Annotated in this window: 13 protein-coding genes; 4 read left to right on the forward strand and 9 right to left on the reverse strand. The window is 51.7% G+C overall.

Annotation, left to right across the window (positions count from 1 at the left end):
- Positions 1-41 precede the first annotated feature (41 nt).
- A complete protein-coding gene (gene gatA, locus B6A39_RS11675) occupies positions 42-1,502 on the forward strand; it encodes an Asp-tRNA(Asn)/Glu-tRNA(Gln) amidotransferase subunit GatA (protein WP_083005851.1) in 1,461 nt (486 codons plus the stop codon).
- Positions 1,502-2,956 (forward strand): Asp-tRNA(Asn)/Glu-tRNA(Gln) amidotransferase subunit GatB, encoded by a 1,455-nt coding sequence (gene gatB / locus B6A39_RS11680; RefSeq protein WP_083005853.1) that lies wholly within the window; start codon positions 1,502-1,504, stop codon positions 2,954-2,956. The genes gatA and gatB overlap by 1 nt, the downstream gene beginning before the upstream one ends.
- A 69-nt stretch (positions 2,957-3,025) precedes the next feature.
- On the opposite strand, the gene sixA is transcribed toward gatB, so the two are convergent.
- From sixA to B6A39_RS11700, 4 genes are all read right to left on the reverse strand, one after another.
- Complete coding sequence (gene sixA, locus B6A39_RS11685; protein ID WP_156886225.1) at positions 3,026-3,532, reverse strand: phosphohistidine phosphatase SixA; 507 nt, start codon at positions 3,530-3,532, stop codon at positions 3,026-3,028.
- Positions 3,525-4,610 carry an NAD(P)H-dependent glycerol-3-phosphate dehydrogenase gene (locus B6A39_RS11690; RefSeq protein WP_083005855.1) on the reverse strand — a complete coding sequence of 362 codons (1,086 nt, stop codon included), beginning with the start codon at positions 4,608-4,610 and terminating at the stop codon, positions 3,525-3,527. Before B6A39_RS11690 ends, sixA begins: the two co-directional genes overlap by 8 nt.
- A 116-nt stretch (positions 4,611-4,726) precedes the next feature.
- Entirely contained in the window at positions 4,727-6,631 is a 1,905-nt protein-coding gene (htpG, locus tag B6A39_RS11695) for a molecular chaperone HtpG (protein WP_083005857.1), read from the reverse strand.
- A 102-nt stretch (positions 6,632-6,733) separates the two neighbouring features.
- Positions 6,734-7,081 carry a YkvA family protein gene (locus tag B6A39_RS11700; RefSeq protein ID WP_083005859.1) on the reverse strand — a complete coding sequence of 116 codons (348 nt, stop codon included), beginning with the start codon at positions 7,079-7,081 and terminating at the stop codon, positions 6,734-6,736.
- Between the two features lie 127 nt (positions 7,082-7,208).
- Here B6A39_RS11700 and B6A39_RS11705 point away from each other — a divergent pair, with 127 nt between their 5' ends.
- A complete protein-coding gene (locus tag B6A39_RS11705; protein WP_083005864.1) occupies positions 7,209-9,161 on the forward strand; it encodes a transglycosylase SLT domain-containing protein in 1,953 nt (650 codons plus the stop codon).
- 32 nt (positions 9,162-9,193) lie between these two features.
- On the opposite strand, the gene B6A39_RS11710 is transcribed toward B6A39_RS11705, so the two are convergent.
- The gene (locus B6A39_RS11710; protein ID WP_083005867.1) at positions 9,194-9,850 is read right to left on the reverse strand and encodes a LysE family translocator; all 657 of its coding nucleotides are present in this window, start codon (positions 9,848-9,850) and stop codon (positions 9,194-9,196) included.
- 135 nt (positions 9,851-9,985) lie between these two features.
- Between B6A39_RS11710 and B6A39_RS11715 the strand changes: the two genes are divergently transcribed.
- The gene (locus B6A39_RS11715) at positions 9,986-10,189 is read left to right on the forward strand and encodes a cold-shock protein (RefSeq protein ID WP_009721950.1); all 204 of its coding nucleotides are present in this window, start codon (positions 9,986-9,988) and stop codon (positions 10,187-10,189) included.
- Positions 10,190-10,252: 63 nt separating this feature from the next.
- Here B6A39_RS11715 and B6A39_RS11720 read toward each other — a convergent pair whose 3' ends face one another.
- From B6A39_RS11720 to B6A39_RS11735, 4 genes are all read right to left on the reverse strand, one after another.
- Complete coding sequence (locus tag B6A39_RS11720; protein ID WP_083005869.1) at positions 10,253-10,990, reverse strand: hypothetical protein; 738 nt, start codon at positions 10,988-10,990, stop codon at positions 10,253-10,255.
- A 40-nt stretch (positions 10,991-11,030) separates the two neighbouring features.
- Positions 11,031-11,990: a lipid kinase YegS gene (gene yegS / locus B6A39_RS11725; RefSeq protein WP_083005872.1), complete on the reverse strand. Its 960-nt coding sequence runs from the start codon at positions 11,988-11,990 to the stop codon at positions 11,031-11,033.
- A 39-nt stretch (positions 11,991-12,029) separates the two neighbouring features.
- On the reverse strand, positions 12,030-14,660 hold the full coding sequence (gene pepN / locus B6A39_RS11730; RefSeq protein ID WP_083005875.1) for an aminopeptidase N: 2,631 nt from the start codon (positions 14,658-14,660) through the stop codon (positions 12,030-12,032).
- Positions 14,661-14,744: 84 nt separating this feature from the next.
- Positions 14,745-15,230 (reverse strand): YajQ family cyclic di-GMP-binding protein, encoded by a 486-nt coding sequence (locus B6A39_RS11735; protein ID WP_038485589.1) that lies wholly within the window; start codon positions 15,228-15,230, stop codon positions 14,745-14,747.
- Positions 15,231-15,302: the final 72 nt, after the last annotated feature.

Genomic DNA, 15,302 nt, shown 5'->3' on the forward strand with positions numbered 1-15,302 from the left:
TTCTGCTCTTTCTATTCGCCCCCGAACGGAGCTTCCGGGTCATGCATGATAAAACCGTAACGCAGCTTGCCGCCTCTCTGAAAAGCGGTGAACTATCCAGCCGAGAGCTGACTTCGCATTTTTTACAGCGTATTGAAAAAGCTGATGGCTCGCTCAATAGCTTTATTACTGTCACCGCCGAGCAAGCACTCAATCAGGCAGAAGCTGCCGACAATGCTCGTGCTGCTGGCAAGGCTGGCAAGCTAACAGGCATTCCATTCGCACTGAAAGATATTTTTTGTACGCAAGGGGTGAAAACCAGCTGCGGTTCGAAAATGCTCGATAATTTTATCGCCCCTTACAATGCCACCGTGGTAGAAAAACTTAACGCTGCGGGCACCGTTAGCCTGGGCAAAACCAACATGGACGAGTTCGCTATGGGCTCTTCCAATGAAAATAGCTATTTTGGCGCGGTCAAAAACCCCTGGAACCTTACTGCGGTTCCCGGTGGCAGCTCAGGTGGCAGTGCCGCAGCAGTAGCAGCAGGCCTTGTACCTGCTGCGATGGGCACAGATACTGGCGGCTCTATTCGTCAGCCTGCAGCGTTTTGCGGCATCACTGGCTTGAAACCTACGTATGGTCGAGTTTCTCGCTATGGCATCATTGCCTACGCGTCTAGCCTCGACCAGGCTGGCCCAATGGCGAAAAGTGCTGAAGACTGCGCGCATCTACTCAATGTCATAGCGGGACATGACGTGCGCGATTCTACCAGCGTTGCCCGCGGCGTTCCCGACTACACAGAAACGCTCAACGCACCGCTTTCCGGTCTCAAAATCGGCCTGCCGAAGGAGTACTTTGGCGATGGTTTAGACCCTGAGGTTGAAAAAGCAGTCCGCGAAGCAGTGAGCGTATATGAATCACTGGGAGCGACTGTACGTGAAGTAAGCCTACCGCATACTCACTATGCGATTCCGGCTTATTACGTCATCGCCCCCGCCGAGGCTTCCTCGAATCTCTCTCGCTATGATGGCGTGCGCTTCGGGCATCGCTGTGATGCACCGGCCGATCTCATTGATCTCTACACGCGGTCTCGTGCGGAAGGCTTCGGTGATGAAGTTAAGCGGCGCATCCTGATTGGCACACACACGCTTTCTGAAGGTTTTTTTGACGCCTACTACACCAAAGCGCAGAAAGTGCGTCGTTTGATTAGACAGGACTTCCTGGACGCCTTTGAAGATGTAGACGTGCTGATGGGGCCAGCATCGCCAACGCCCGCGTTTGATCTTGGCGCTAAGAAAGATCCGGTGTCCATGTATCTACAGGACATTTACACCATCGCCGTTAACCTAGCCGGCATTCCTGGCATCAGTGTTCCTGCAGGCTTTTCCAATGGCCGCCCGGTTGGCCTGCAAATTCTGGGCACCCACTTTGCAGAAGCACAGCTGCTAAACGTGGCTCACCAATTCCAGCAAGCCACTGATTGGCACTTACAACGCCCTGCTTTTGCCGAGGAGAACGCCTAATGCAATGGGAAACCGTGATTGGGCTGGAAGTACACGTTCAGCTCGCAACTCGTTCGAAAATTTTCTCCGGCGCTTCCACCGCTTTTGGTGCAGAACCGAATACTCAAGCCTGTGCTGTTGACCTTGGCCTACCCGGCGTTCTGCCTGTGCTAAACGAGCAGGCCGTTGCCATGGCCGTTCAATTTGGGCTTGCGGTACACGCCGACATTCCTGAAGTATCGGTGTTCGACCGTAAAAACTACTTCTATCCCGATTTGCCCAAGGGCTACCAAACCAGCCAGATGTATCATCCGATCGTCGGCGCAGGTGATGTTGAAATCACCCTAGATGACGAATCGACCAAGCGTATTCGTATTCATCACGCCCATCTTGAAGAAGACGCTGGCAAGTCGCTGCACGAAGACTTCCACGGCATGACGGGCATCGACCTTAACCGAGCGGGCACACCGCTACTGGAAATTGTCTCTGAACCGGATATGCGCAGTGCAAAAGAGGCCGCCGCGTATCTCAAAGCGATTCATTCTATTGTGACCTATTTGGGCATTTCCGACGGCAATATGGCGGAAGGCTCAATGCGCTGCGACGTTAACGTTTCAGTGCGCCCAAAAGGCCAAGAAGCCTTCGGCACTCGCGCGGAAATCAAAAACGTCAATTCGTTTCGCTTTGTTGAGCGCGCCATTGCTTATGAGGTCGAGCGCCAGATTGAGCTGATCGAAGACGGCGGCAAGGTCGTACAGGAAACCCGCCTGTTTGATCCTGAACGCGATGAAACCCGCAGCATGCGCACCAAAGAGGAAGCTAACGACTATCGCTACTTCCCCTGCCCCGATTTGTTGCCCGTAGTGTTAGATCAAGCTTACCTTGATCATCTTCGCAGCCAGTTGCCAGAGCTTCCTGCCGATAAGCGGGCGCGTTTCCAGAATGAGCTAGGCTTATCAGCCTATGATGCCCATGTACTATCTGCTAGCCGTGAAATGGCCGAGTTTTTCGAAGAAGTACAGCAAGTGTGCGGCGATGCTAAACAGGCTGCCAACTGGGTGCAAGGTGAACTTTCGGGTGCGCTTAACCGTGAAAACCTAAGCATTCAGAACAGCCCTGTTTCCGCAAAACAGCTCGGCGAGCTGATTAGTCGCGTACTTGATGACACCATTAACGGCAAAGCTGCTAAGCAAGTCTTTCAAGCATTGTGGAATGGCCAAGGCGATAGCGCCGACGCCGTCATTGACGCAAAAGGCTTGAAGCAAGTCACGGATACTGGCGCGATTGAAGCAATGATTGATCAGGTTATCGCTGAGAGTCCTGCTCAGGTTGCCCAATATCGTGATTCTGAGCCAGAGAAACGCGGCAAGATGATTGGTTACTTCGTTGGCCAAGTCATGAAGGCATCCCGCGGCACAGCGAATCCTCAGCAAGTCAATGGCTTGTTAAAAGAGAAGCTGGACGCATTGCTATAACGTCGACCAACAAGTGACCGCAATGTCATAGCGGCTGCTTCTGCAGCCGCTTTTTTGTGTCTATTAGCTTTATAGCAACTGACTTGGCTGGGTAAAGCGCTTTAGCTGCCCGCAACCGGCGGCCCATACCTCAGCCTCCAACTCTGCAATAGCGGCGGTAGGAAAGCCAACCCCCTGGCTCGGTACACCTTCCACTAAAAGCCCCACCAATTCGCCCACCAGCGGCATATGGCTGACGAGCATAATCGGGGCATCTGCAGATTGATTTAGCAACCAATCAATCACATCAGAAGGCGAATCTTCCGGGGTAATAAACGCCAATGTGTTTAGCGGCGCGCCCAAGGCATCACAAATCTGCTGAGCAGTCTGCTGTGCTCGCAGAAAAGGGCTGGCATAAATCGTCGGGCAAGGCAGCTCGTCCTGTTTAATACGCAAGGACAGCCAGTGAGCCATCGTGTCGGCCTCCTGCTCTCCCCGCTGCGTAAGTGGTCGAGCATGGTCTGGAAACCCTGACGCAGCTTCCCCATGTCGCATAATCAGCATGTTAGTTAGACCTCGACTCAAGCCACTACTCATGCTCGCCTCCACTATCGGCAGTCGCCTGATCACGATGGGCCTGCTGAACATCTTCACGAGGCAGAATAAATTCCACATCACTACTTTGCTCGCCCATCATCAGAGTACGCGCCATCTCCTGGGCGGGCACACCGTCAAACAGCACACGATTTAGGCCCTCAGCCAACGGCATATAAACACCCATTTCACGCGCTTTAGCGCAAACAAGCTTGACGGTATTTACCCCTTCAGCTACCTGACCTAATGCCGACACTGCCTCATCAAGACCTCGCCCCTCCCCCATGGCGTAACCAACCCGATAGTTGCGGGATAGATTTGAAGAGCAGGTAACAATTAAATCACCGACGCCAGCCAAGCCTAAAAACGTCATTGGGTTAGCACCTTGCGCAACTGCGAAGCGGCTCATTTCTGCTAATGCTCGCGTCATCAACATGCTTCGAGTGTTTTCTCCCATTCCCAGCGCTGCGGCCATACCTGCCGCAATGGCATAGATATTTTTAAGCGCCCCACCTAGCTCAACGCCATGACGATCATTGCTGGCATATACACGAAAATAGCGACAGCCTAACGCTTGCTGCACTCGCGTTCTGGTAAGCGCATCGGCGCTAGCAATGACGGTAGCGGTCAACTGCTTATCAGCGATTTCAGACGCTAAATTAGGCCCCGCAATGACGCCAATATGGGGGAAGCCTGTTTCCTGCTCAAGCACCTGGCTCATTAACAAAAAGCTATCTTGCTCAATACCTTTGGTAGTGCTGACTAAAATTTTCTCCGAAGTTAACCAAGGCTTTGCAGCCTGAACCACACTACGGAACGCTTTGGAAGGAATAGCAATCAGCACTAGTTCAGCGTCTTCTAGCACTAACTGGAGATCGGTGGACGCGATAACCGCGGGATTGATTACATAATGTGGCAGGTAGCGCCCATTGCGATGCTCGTGATTTATTTGCGTCACCAAAGCTTCATCGCGCATCCACTGACGCACCTTTGCGCCATTATCTGCTGCAATACTCGCCAAAGCGGTGCCAAAACTTCCGCCCCCCAGCACTGCGACATTCATCTGCTGCTCATCAGCCATGACGATATCCTGATCATTGGTCTCGTACGTTTAACACTTACTTTATCATCATCTCTATTAAAACAAGCGGCCCGCTTGGATATCCAAGCGGGCCGCATCAATCAACTACTGACTCATCACGCCGTTAAGACGTTATTAAGCCGCTTAACATAGGCGGCGGGGTCATCCAGATGACCACCTTCAGCAATAATCGCTTGATCCAGCAATATATGCGCCAACTGGCCAAACAGATCGCCGTCAGCATTTTCCAGACGCGCCACCAGGGCATGGTTGGGGTTCAGCTCAAGAATCGGCTTCACCTCAGGCAATGGCTGGCCAGCGGCTTCCATAATACGACGCATCTGATAGCCCATTTCGTGCTCAGGAAGCACCACACAGGCAGGCGAATCCGTCAGACGGTGGGTGATTTTCACTTCTTGAACACCACCGCTTAACGCTTCTTTGACGCGCTTAACCAAGTCTTCTTTGGCTTTAGCCGTTTCTTCCTGTGCTTTCTTCTCTTCCTCGTCTTCCACATCGCCAAGGTCCAATTCACCTTTAGCCACATCGGCAAACGACTTACCATCAAACTCAGTGAGATGGCTCATTAGCCACTCGTCAATACGGTCTGATAGCAGTAGCACCTCGATACCTTTCTTACGGAAGATCTCTAAGTGGGGGCTGTTTTTCGCCGCATTAAAGCTGTCGGCGACCACATAGTAAATCTTCTTCTGCCCCTCTTTCATGCGCTCAACATAGTCGGCAAGAGACTGCTCCTGGGCGGCAGTGTCGGTGTGCGTTGAGGCAAAACGAAGCAGGCCCGCAATCTTTTCGCGATTGGCAGCATCTTCACCGGGCCCTTCCTTTAGCACACTGCCAAATGTGTTCCAGAAGGTCTGGTACTGCTCGTTGTCTTTCGCCAGCTTTTTGAGCATATCCAGCGCACGCTTGGTCAGCGCACCCTTGATCTTATCGACTTTAGGATCTTGCTGGAGCAGTTCACGAGAAACGTTCAAAGAGAGATCGCGGGTATCTAATACGCCCTTGATAAAGCGCAAGTACAGGGGCAAGAACTGCTCGGCGTCATCCATAATGAACACACGCTGAACATAGAGCTTGACGCCTCTCGCACCATCACGATCAAACATATCAAACGGAGCACGGCCTGGCACGTAGAGTAGGCTGGTGTATTCCAGTTTGCCCTCAACCTTATTATGGCTCCAGGTTAGCGGGTCACTAAAATCGTGGGCAACATGCTTGTAAAATGCCTTGTACTCATCCTCAGTCACATCGCTTTTAGGACGAGCCCACAATGCAGTCGCTTCGTTAACCGTTTCCCACGTGGTGATTTCACTGCCTTCAATATCGTTGCCTTCGTCGTCCTTCGCCGTTTCAGTTTTCGGCATACGCACGGGCACTTCAATATGGTCGGAGTATTTGCGCACCAACCCTTGCAGACGATAGTCATCGGCAAACTCTTTGGCATCGTCTTTAAGATGCAGCGTGATTTCAGTGCCGTGACGCTCACATTCAATATCAGCAACAGTAAATTCACCCTCACCCTTCGAGCGCCACTCCACCCCTTCTGAGGCATCAGTGCCCGCTTTGCGAGTGCGCACCGTCACTTCATCTGCAACGATAAATCCAGAGTAGAAACCCACCCCGAACTGGCCAATCAACTTAGCATCTTTTTGCTGCTCGCCAGAGAGTTGCTTAAGGAACTCTGCGGTACCTGAACGTGCGATAGTGCCAAGATTCGCAATAACGTCATCGCGGTTCATGCCAATGCCGTTATCACGCAGTGTGATGGTGTTAGCCTCTCGATCATGCTCAATTTCAATGCGCAGCTCGCTGTCACCTTCATAAAGCGCATCGTTATCCAGCGCTGCATAGCGCAGCTTGTCACAGGCATCAGCTGAGTTAGAGATTAGCTCGCGTAAAAATATCTCCCGGTTGGAGTACAGGGAGTGGATCATTAAGTTTAGAAGTTGCTTAACTTCCGTTTGAAAGCCAAGAGTTTCTTCGTGGGTCGCCGTCGTCATGCGCTTAGCCCTCATTAATCACGTTGTGCTTGGCGCTCCTGACTAACGTTAGGCAGGAGCGGAAAAGGTTGTGAACTCAATATGGGGATAAGCGACGGGATTTCAAGAAGGTGAGCGAGAAGAAGCAGCTGGCGCTTCCTCTGCATATTTCCAATCACGATATTCTGACAGCTGGGCATCGACACGATTAAGCAGCCAACCTACGATCAAAACATCATCAACAACGCCAATCATTACTAGAAAATCGGGAATAAGATCAAAAGGCATGACAAGATAAGCAAGTGCTAGTGCCATCAGACCAAAAGCCGACCAGGGAATAGGGCGAAAGCTACCTCTTAGCACGTCACGCGTCATAGGCAGAAACAGCTTAAGTGCTCGGCCAATGCGTTTCACTGCCCATACACGTGTTTTGAGTCGTCGAAACAACCACCACGTAGACATTCGTGCCATCGTTATTGAATCCTCTAGGTATCGTAATTGTCAGAACATTATTTACACATTTAGTTCATCATCGACCCAGCAATAAAGTCCTAGCAATATAGCGGCTAGACACCATTAGCGAGCAAGAGGGAGCGCCATGCAAGCTTCGCCATTTCGATTAACGTTTCGCAGCCTATGTGCGGCGGTGTTCATCGGTTTACCAACTGCCTCCTGGGCAACATCTGACTCAGCGATGCGTGAGGCACTTGAAGCAGCACGCCAACAGCAATGGCAACAGATCAATGACCGTGCAATAGAAGGACATATTCTCAGCGGCTACGTTGACTACCACCGTCTGCGTAGTCAGTTGCCTAATGCCGCCCCCAGTCAAGTGCTGCAGTTTATCGAGCGCCATGCTGATTCACCGCTATCAGAATGGATACGCGGCCAAGCGATAGCAAAGTATGGTTATGCGGGCCGATTTGGCGACCTGCTTGCCGTTGCTGACGGCGTACCAGCAGGCACTGCTCGTCAGTGTTACTACTACACTGCTCTCTTGGATAGAGCACCTGCTGAAGCTCGCGAAGCGGGGCTTGAACTGTGGCTTGTAGGTAGCTCCCAGCCGGATGCCTGCGACCCGCTGTTCAATCGCCTTCGCGCGGATGGCACCATTGGTGCCACGGCAATTTGGGAGCGTAAAATGCTCGCTTGGCAGGCGGGCGAAGAGCGCTTAATCAGCTATCTAGGCGGGTTACTGAACAGTCAGTGGCAAACAGCACTGAATACAGCCGAAACGGTCAATAACTCACCAAGCGCACTTGCCTCAGCGCCTACCTGTCTTGGCCCTGAATGCGCTGCCACGGCGGCGTTTTATAAAGCTGCCATGCAGCGCTACACGCGAGAAAATACGCCAGCAGCCTTCTCAACGTGGCAAGCCATTGGGCCACGCCTCAACTTAGCCCATACTGACCGCCAAGCGATCGAAGAAGAACTTGCATTTTATGCACTCGTGCGTAGCGTCCCAGGCACCCTTTCCTGGGTCGACAGCGTCTTACCCTCGCTGAACAGCGAACGCGTATTAGAACTGCGTGTTCGCGACGCTCTGGCCAAAAGACAGTGGACCGATGTCGTCCACTGGATCACTGAAATGCCTAGCAGTCAGCAGGAAAGTAGCCGCTGGCAGTACTGGCTAGCAAGGGCCAATGAGCAACTGGGTAATCGTGACGCAGCGTTAGCGCGTTACCAACAAGCAGCAACCGACCGGAGTTTCTATGGCTTTGCTGCTGCCGAAAAACTCAACCAACCCTACCAGCTCAACTTAGAACGCAACCATTTTGACGAAGCCACCAGGGCACAAACGGCACGCCTACCGGTGGTTCAGCGCACCGAAGCACTCCTACGTATTGGCGAAGATGGTCTAGCCAACAGCGAGTGGCTGTATGCCGTACAGAATGGCACACCTTATCAGGCGCGGGCGCTCGCCGATTACGCCGCTCACCAGCAGTGGCATGCTCGCTTAGTGCAAACCACGATTGCAGCTGAAATGTGGGACGCGCTGGATTGGCGTTTCCCAGCGGCTTATCGTGATAGCTTCCTGCACTGGGGCCGCATAACCGGCGTCGACCCTTATTTACTGATGGCCATTACCCGTCGTGAAAGTGCTTACAACCCAGTCGCGCTCTCGCCTGCCGGTGCTCGGGGGTTAATGCAATTAATGCCAGGCACGGCAAGCCAAGTTAGTCGTCAACTGGGGCTAAATGATCCAGGCCCTTACGGCGTTTTAGAACCTGAACTTAATATTCGCTTAGGAAGCACTTACCTGCGCGACAAGTTGGAACGTTATCAAGGCAACCGGCTGGCCGCCACCGCCGCTTATAACGCAGGACCAGGCCGAGTAGATCAATGGCTGGGCAACAACAGCATGGAGTCATTTGACCTGTTTGTAGAAAGCATTCCTTTCAGGGAAACCCGAGATTATGTACAGGCCGTTTTGAGCTACCGGGTCATTTTCGAAAGCCTGGCAAACGGCGGCAACAGTGAAGGTGTTTCGCTGCTTAGTGAGAGTGAGCAGGCCGTTCGCTATGATCACGCACTGCTTGTAAGCCGATAAACTCGACTACCCGCCACTGGCACAGCGCTCGGTTATACCGGGCGCTGTTCTAACGCTAAACGAATGCCAAATACCACCAGCACCACACCGGTTGCGGCATTAAGCGTTTGTGCAAATCGAGCGCTAGCCAGCCATTTACTTGCCCCACCCACCATTAGCACCACGCTAATTTGCCAGATGTTGGCAATCACGAAATGAATCCCTGCAAGCCATAATGATTTCAGCAGCGCAGGATCAGTCGGTGAGATAAATTGGGGTAAAAATGCCATGTAGAACACGACGGTTTTGGGGTTCAAGACATTGGAAAGCAACCCTTCTTTGATGGGTTGCCAAAACGGCACTGGTGAGCCGCTTGTCATTACGCCCCGAACAGGCAAGGGAGTACCACGACGTGCCGCCAGCAAGCTGGAGATACCTAGCCAAATCAAGTAGGCCGCCCCCGCCAGTTTTAGCATATGAAATGCCCAGGCCGACTGCAGCAGTATCAGCGAAATCCCCAACGCTGAAATAGTCGCATGGACAAACAGCCCGCAGCAAATAGCAATACTTGTTGCAACACCATCTCGAACACCTCCGCGTGCAGTGTTGCGGATGACGAGCAGCGTATCAACGCCAGGGCTTATTGATAGCAGCGTTATCGCCACAAGGAACGAGACAAACTGAGCATCGATAAAGCCGATTTGCGTCATAAGAGAAAGCCCGCCAAAAGTTAAAAAATCTTAAGTTTGCAACTGGACGTCTGAATTATTTGCTTCTACAGTAATTTTGGCAGGCATTCACAACGGGTGCTTGCCCAATCATTAAGCATGTTAAGGATATGGACGATGGCGACTGGCACTGTCAAGTGGTTTAACGAAACCAAAGGTTACGGCTTCATCTCTCCTGATGACGGCGGTGACGATCTGTTTGCCCACTTCTCCGAAATTCAAGCTGAAGGTTTCAAGACCCTGCAAGACGGTCAAAAAGTCAGCTTCGAAGTAACTCAGGGTAAAAAAGGCCTTCAGGCTTCTAACATTCGTCCGGTCTAACGCCAGAGGAATACAACAAGGCCCGCTTAAAGGCGGGCCTTATTTGTCTTTATTGATAACACATTATTCCTGAGCGCGCTCAGCCTCTTGTCCCTCACCACCACGGTTCATACTTTCACTGACCGGCTGCTCACGTTCTAGAGCCTCGAACTGCTCTTCTAAGCGTTTTTGCGCCTCTTCAAAACGACGCTCAGTGTCTTCGATCAGCGCATCTACGTCAGTGGCTTCCAAATTATCATCTAAGTCAGACGTACCGGGTAAGCTGGACTCCGTTTCCCAACTAGGGGCTGGAGCGTCGCCGTCCATCGGCTCTAAGACGGATGTCTGCTGCTCTACTTCTTGAAATTGCTCATCTAAGCGACGCTGAGCTTCTTCAAAACGGCGCTCGGTTTCAGCAATAACATCATCGACATCTGAACGGGTGGTTTCACCAGGCATAGCACTGGCTTCATCGAGCGCATCTTCTGGGTCGGCTGCAAGCGTGTCTTCACCTGCCTGCATCTCTTCGTTATTAGGCAAGCTTGAGGCTTCTGATGCATTATTATCATCTCTTAGTGCCTCTGCTTCTTCTAGCTGCTCCGCCGCTTGGCGTGCTTCAATATCATCCTCGCTATCTTCAGCACTAGCAGCCTCATCTGCTTGTTCGCTGCCGTCTGCTGCGGTAGGTGCCTGCTGGGCATCAACATCACTGCTAGAGGCACTCTCTTCACTTTCTGTTGTAGTATCTTCCTGAGCGTCGCCGCAGGCACTTAGCATAAGCGCGAGACTGGCCAATAGCGGCATCCAAAAGCGATTTACCATTGGATTTTCTCCTTAACAGTGATTTAAATAATAAAAACGATTAGTGGCGATCATTAGCCGTCAATAGTGAGCACTCTTCCGGCAGCAGCACTTTAAGGGCAAGCGGCACTACTTCGACGCGAAATCGCTCATAGCGACGCGCCTCTCCGTCTAAGGTTAACGGCCAAGGCTCGTCATCTGGCTGAGTCGTCACCGACAGCTGGCTGGCGGTAAAATAACGTACAAAATGCCCTTCAGAGGGGAACTGTTGCAGCTCATTCAGCAACGTCGGCAACTCTGCTGCTGATGAAAAGTCCTTGACCAGTAGTACATCGAAACGGCCATCGTCGAGCTTAGCTCTTGGCGCTAATACTTGCCCGCCGCCAGATTGGCGACCATTACCTAGCGCGAGAAGTAATAGCGATGCTTCTTGCTCCTGTTCACCCCAATGCAACGTGCCACGATAGCTACGGTGACGCCATGCTTTTAAAGCGCCCATCAAGGAATATGCGCCACCGCCTAACATGCGCTTCAACGTCTTGGGGGTTGATGAGGTAATTTCAGCGCCAAATCCACCGGTTGTCATATTGACGTAATAACTAACCGCTTCTTCTGCGCCTGACTGAGCGGTCATTCTGATCACATCAATCGGCGATGGAGACAAGCGTCTTGCAGCTTCAAGCGCTGGCCCTGGCTCTAGCGGCAAGCCCAGGGAAGTAGCAAAATCATTGGCACTACCTAGCGGCACAATGCCTAGTGCTGGACGCAAATCGTGGGCAATCTGCATGAGTCCGTTAACCACTTCATTAACGGTCCCATCGCCGCCACAGGCAATTACCCGTGTAGCACCCAGCTCGACCGCCTGAGCGGCGAACTCAGCGGCATCGCCGCCTTCCCAAGTTGAGCGTACGGTAATCAACATCCCTGTCTTGCGCTGCTCTTCAACAGCTTCGCGTAGCGCCGGGTTTCCGGCAGACTTACCGTTAATAATCAGTAAATAGTGCTGCTGTGTATCTGTCACCGGCGCATTCCCTCTCCATGGTTAGTTCGCTGGCTTACCTTATGCCAGCGCTTTCTCAACAACTTCGAACACGTTTGACGATAAAGGCTCCTGCTTAATACGCACAAGCTCATCGCGCATTAACTGTTGACGTTCTTCGTCGAAACGCTGCCAACGGGTTAACGGTGTCACCAGCCGTGCGGCTATTTCGGGATTCAGGCGATTTAGCTCAATAACCACATCGGCTAACAGTGCGTAACCCTTACCGTCTAAGCGGTGGAAGTTAACCCGGTTTTGGGCAAAGGCTCCTATCAGGGCACGCACTTTATTAGGGTTCTTAATTGAAAATGCTGGGTGCTGCATTAGATATTGAACACGTTCAAGAACATCTGGCTGCGGGCGTGACACCTGTATGGTGAACCACTGATCCATAACCAACGGGTCATGTGCCCATTTTTCGCCAAAGGCCTTCAGTGCTGGGGACGCGATATCATCACGGTCACTATGAACCAACAAGGTCAGCGCATGACGAACATCGGTCATGTTATGTTCCGCAGCAAACTGCGTTTCGCAAAACGTAATGCCCTCTTCGTCCTCAATCGCCATTAAATAAGTTAAGGCGACGTTTTTGAGGCTACGCTGGGCGATCTGTTCGGGCGTTGGCGCGTAGGGTTCATCGCTTTGGTTCGCTTCATACACGGCGACAAATTCATCACGCAGCGCAACGGCTAACGACTGACGCACAAATTCGCGAGCGGCGTGTATTGCGTCCACATCTACAATCGGCTGCTGCTCGGCAATATAGGCTTCAGAGGGTAGTGTCAGCATTTCTGCCAGCACCGCTTTATCGCTCATAGAGCTGGTAAGCAACGTTCTGAATGCTTCCACAACGCGGCTGTCCATGACCTTTTCAACACCATTACGATGGGCAGCGATCAGATCATCTAACGCCAACATAGCAAGCCGCTGGCCCGCATCCCAACGGTTAAAGCCATCGCTGTCATGCGTCAGCAAAAATGCTAGGTCTTCGCGTGAATAAGGAAAGTGTAGCTTTACGGGTGCAGAAAAATCGCGCAGCAGTGAAGGAACAGGCGCTTCAGCAACATCAGTAAAAACAAACGTCTGTTCATCTTCAGTGAGATGAATCACAGCGTCTTTGCCTAGCGCCTCACCCGACAGTGTTAATGACAGGTCCTGCCCCGACTTGGTTCCCACAAGCCCCATACGCACGGGTATGTGGAGTGGCAGCTTGTCAGGCTGCCCGGGGGTCGCGGGGGTACGTTGACGCAGAGTCAGGTGATACTCCCCATGGGCATAATCGTACTCACCGTGCGCATCGATTTCAGGCGTACCCGCCTGGGAGTACCAACGCATAAACTGGCTGAGGTCCACATCAGACACCTCGGCCATGCAGCCCACAAAGTCTTCAATGGTCACTGCCTGCCCATCAAAACGCTCAAAATAAAGATCTGAGCCACGACGGAAGTCTTCCCAACCCAGTAAATTACGCAACATGCGCACAACCTCTGCGCCCTTTTCGTAAATCGTCAGGGTGTAAAAGTTGGTGATTTCAATAAAATGGTCTGGTCGGATCGGGTGCGCCGTCGGTCCTGCATCTTCAGCGAACTGAGCAGTACGGAAAAACGAAACGTCTTGAATTCGCTTAACGGGAGCCGAATTAGTATCGGCGGAAAAGCACTGATCACGAAATACAGTAAAACCCTCTTTTAAAGAGAGTTGAAACCAGTCACGACAAGTCACTCGGTTGCCTGACCAGTTGTGGAAATATTCATGGGCAACAATCCCTTCCACATTTTGAAAGGCGGCGTCTGTCGCGGTATTGGGATGGGTTAATACCGCAGCAGAATTAAATATATTAAGCCCTTTGTTTTCCATTGCCCCCATATTGAAGTCATTCACTGCCACAATCATAAACAGATCAAGATCGTATTCACGGCCATAGGTCTGCTCGTCCCATGCCATAGCACGCTTGAGGGAAGCCATGGCATGCTCGGTTTTATCTAGGTTTTCTTGCTCGACCCACAGCTGCAGCGTCACGTTGCGACCGCTCATAGTCTCAAAAAAATCTTCCACCTTATGCAAATTACCGGCAACTAAAGCAAACAGATAACAGGGTTTCGGGTGCGGGTCTTCCCAGGTCGCAAAGTGGCGCCCATTCTCCAGCGCACCTTGATCAATAGGGTTACCATTGGCGAGTAGCACTGGCTCACTGGTAGCGTCACCAATCACCGTTACCTTAAAAGTGGCCATCACATCAGGACGATCGGGGTAATAAGTAATTCGCCGAAAGCCTTCTGCTTCACACTGGGTGCAATACATGCCGTTAGATTGGTACAGCCCTTCCAACGCAGTATTACTGCTGGGAGCTAGCTCCACCTCACTCTCCAGCATAAAGGTCTCTGGCACATCTGTTATGTGCAGCACCTCATCCGTTAACTGATACGCAGCATCAGCCAAAGGGCTACCATCGATAGCGAGTGATATCAGCGTCAGATGTTCACCGTTAAGCACTAACGGCGCTTGTGAATCAGCGCTTGGATGACGCTCTATTTGCAGGCGTGCTTTCACGCGGGTTGCTGCAGGGTCAAGATCAAACGTCAGCTCGGTATGGGTAACTAGGTAGGCGGGCGGCTGATAGTCGCTTAAATAAACCGGCTGCGGATCAGACATAGTGCGTGACTCCTGTAAGCTTATAAATTATTTGATGATGCAGCGCCTAACGCTGCATCATCGTATTACTGTCGATCGAGTTAATTAATCACGGAAGTTATCGAATTGTAACGGTAGTTCAGGCCCCTCTTCGCCACGTAAAAGCGCCATCACGCTCTGAAGATCGTCGCGTTTTTTACCCGTAACGCGCACTTTTTCACCCTGAATCTGAGCCTGTACTTTTAGCTTACTGGCTTTGATACGCTTAACCACATCTTTTGCTTCAGCTTGGTCAAGCCCCTGCTTTAGAACAACCTCCTGTCGGGCTTTCACACCAGACAACACCGGGTCTTGAATATCCATACAACGGGCATCAATCCCACGTGCGATCAGCCGATTGCGCAACACATCGAGCATTTGCTTTAGTTGGAAATCAACCTCAGCCTCAAGCTGAACTTTCTCTCCTTCAAGTGAAAAGCTGGCATCAACACCTTTAAAATCAAAGCGCGACTGCACTTCACGATTTGCTTGGTCGATAGCATTGGACGCTTCGTGCTGATCAAACTCTGACACAATATCAAATGAGGGCATGGCACCATTCCTAGTAAGACATGACCCACTATTCTAGAGCAGCTAGCCCCCAACCGGCCAATTTCTTACATT

The sequence above is a fragment of the Halomonas sp. GT genome (assembly GCF_002082565.1).
Taxonomy (GTDB): domain Bacteria; phylum Pseudomonadota; class Gammaproteobacteria; order Pseudomonadales; family Halomonadaceae; genus Vreelandella.

What these genes read in the sequence shown, in the direction of transcription:
- B6A39_RS11705 (WP_083005864.1), top strand. Translation starts at nt 7,209, where the DNA reads ATGCAAGCTTCGCCATTTCGATTAACGTTTCGCAGCCTATGTGCGGCG.
- sixA (WP_156886225.1), bottom strand. Translation starts at nt 3,532, where the DNA reads ATGAGTAGTGGCTTGAGTCGAGGTCTAACTAACATGCTGATTATGCGA.
- B6A39_RS11715 (WP_009721950.1), top strand. Translation starts at nt 9,986, where the DNA reads ATGGCGACTGGCACTGTCAAGTGGTTTAACGAAACCAAAGGTTACGGC.
- htpG (WP_083005857.1), bottom strand. Translation starts at nt 6,631, where the DNA reads ATGACGACGGCGACCCACGAAGAAACTCTTGGCTTTCAAACGGAAGTT.
- gatA (WP_083005851.1), top strand. Translation starts at nt 42, where the DNA reads ATGCATGATAAAACCGTAACGCAGCTTGCCGCCTCTCTGAAAAGCGGT.
- pepN (WP_083005875.1), bottom strand. Translation starts at nt 14,660, where the DNA reads ATGTCTGATCCGCAGCCGGTTTATTTAAGCGACTATCAGCCGCCCGCC.
- B6A39_RS11690 (WP_083005855.1), bottom strand. Translation starts at nt 4,610, where the DNA reads ATGGCTGATGAGCAGCAGATGAATGTCGCAGTGCTGGGGGGCGGAAGT.
- B6A39_RS11720 (WP_083005869.1), bottom strand. Translation starts at nt 10,990, where the DNA reads ATGGTAAATCGCTTTTGGATGCCGCTATTGGCCAGTCTCGCGCTTATG.
- B6A39_RS11710 (WP_083005867.1), bottom strand. Translation starts at nt 9,850, where the DNA reads ATGACGCAAATCGGCTTTATCGATGCTCAGTTTGTCTCGTTCCTTGTG.
- B6A39_RS11735 (WP_038485589.1), bottom strand. Translation starts at nt 15,230, where the DNA reads ATGCCCTCATTTGATATTGTGTCAGAGTTTGATCAGCACGAAGCGTCC.
- B6A39_RS11700 (WP_083005859.1), bottom strand. Translation starts at nt 7,081, where the DNA reads ATGGCACGAATGTCTACGTGGTGGTTGTTTCGACGACTCAAAACACGT.
- gatB (WP_083005853.1), top strand. Translation starts at nt 1,502, where the DNA reads ATGCAATGGGAAACCGTGATTGGGCTGGAAGTACACGTTCAGCTCGCA.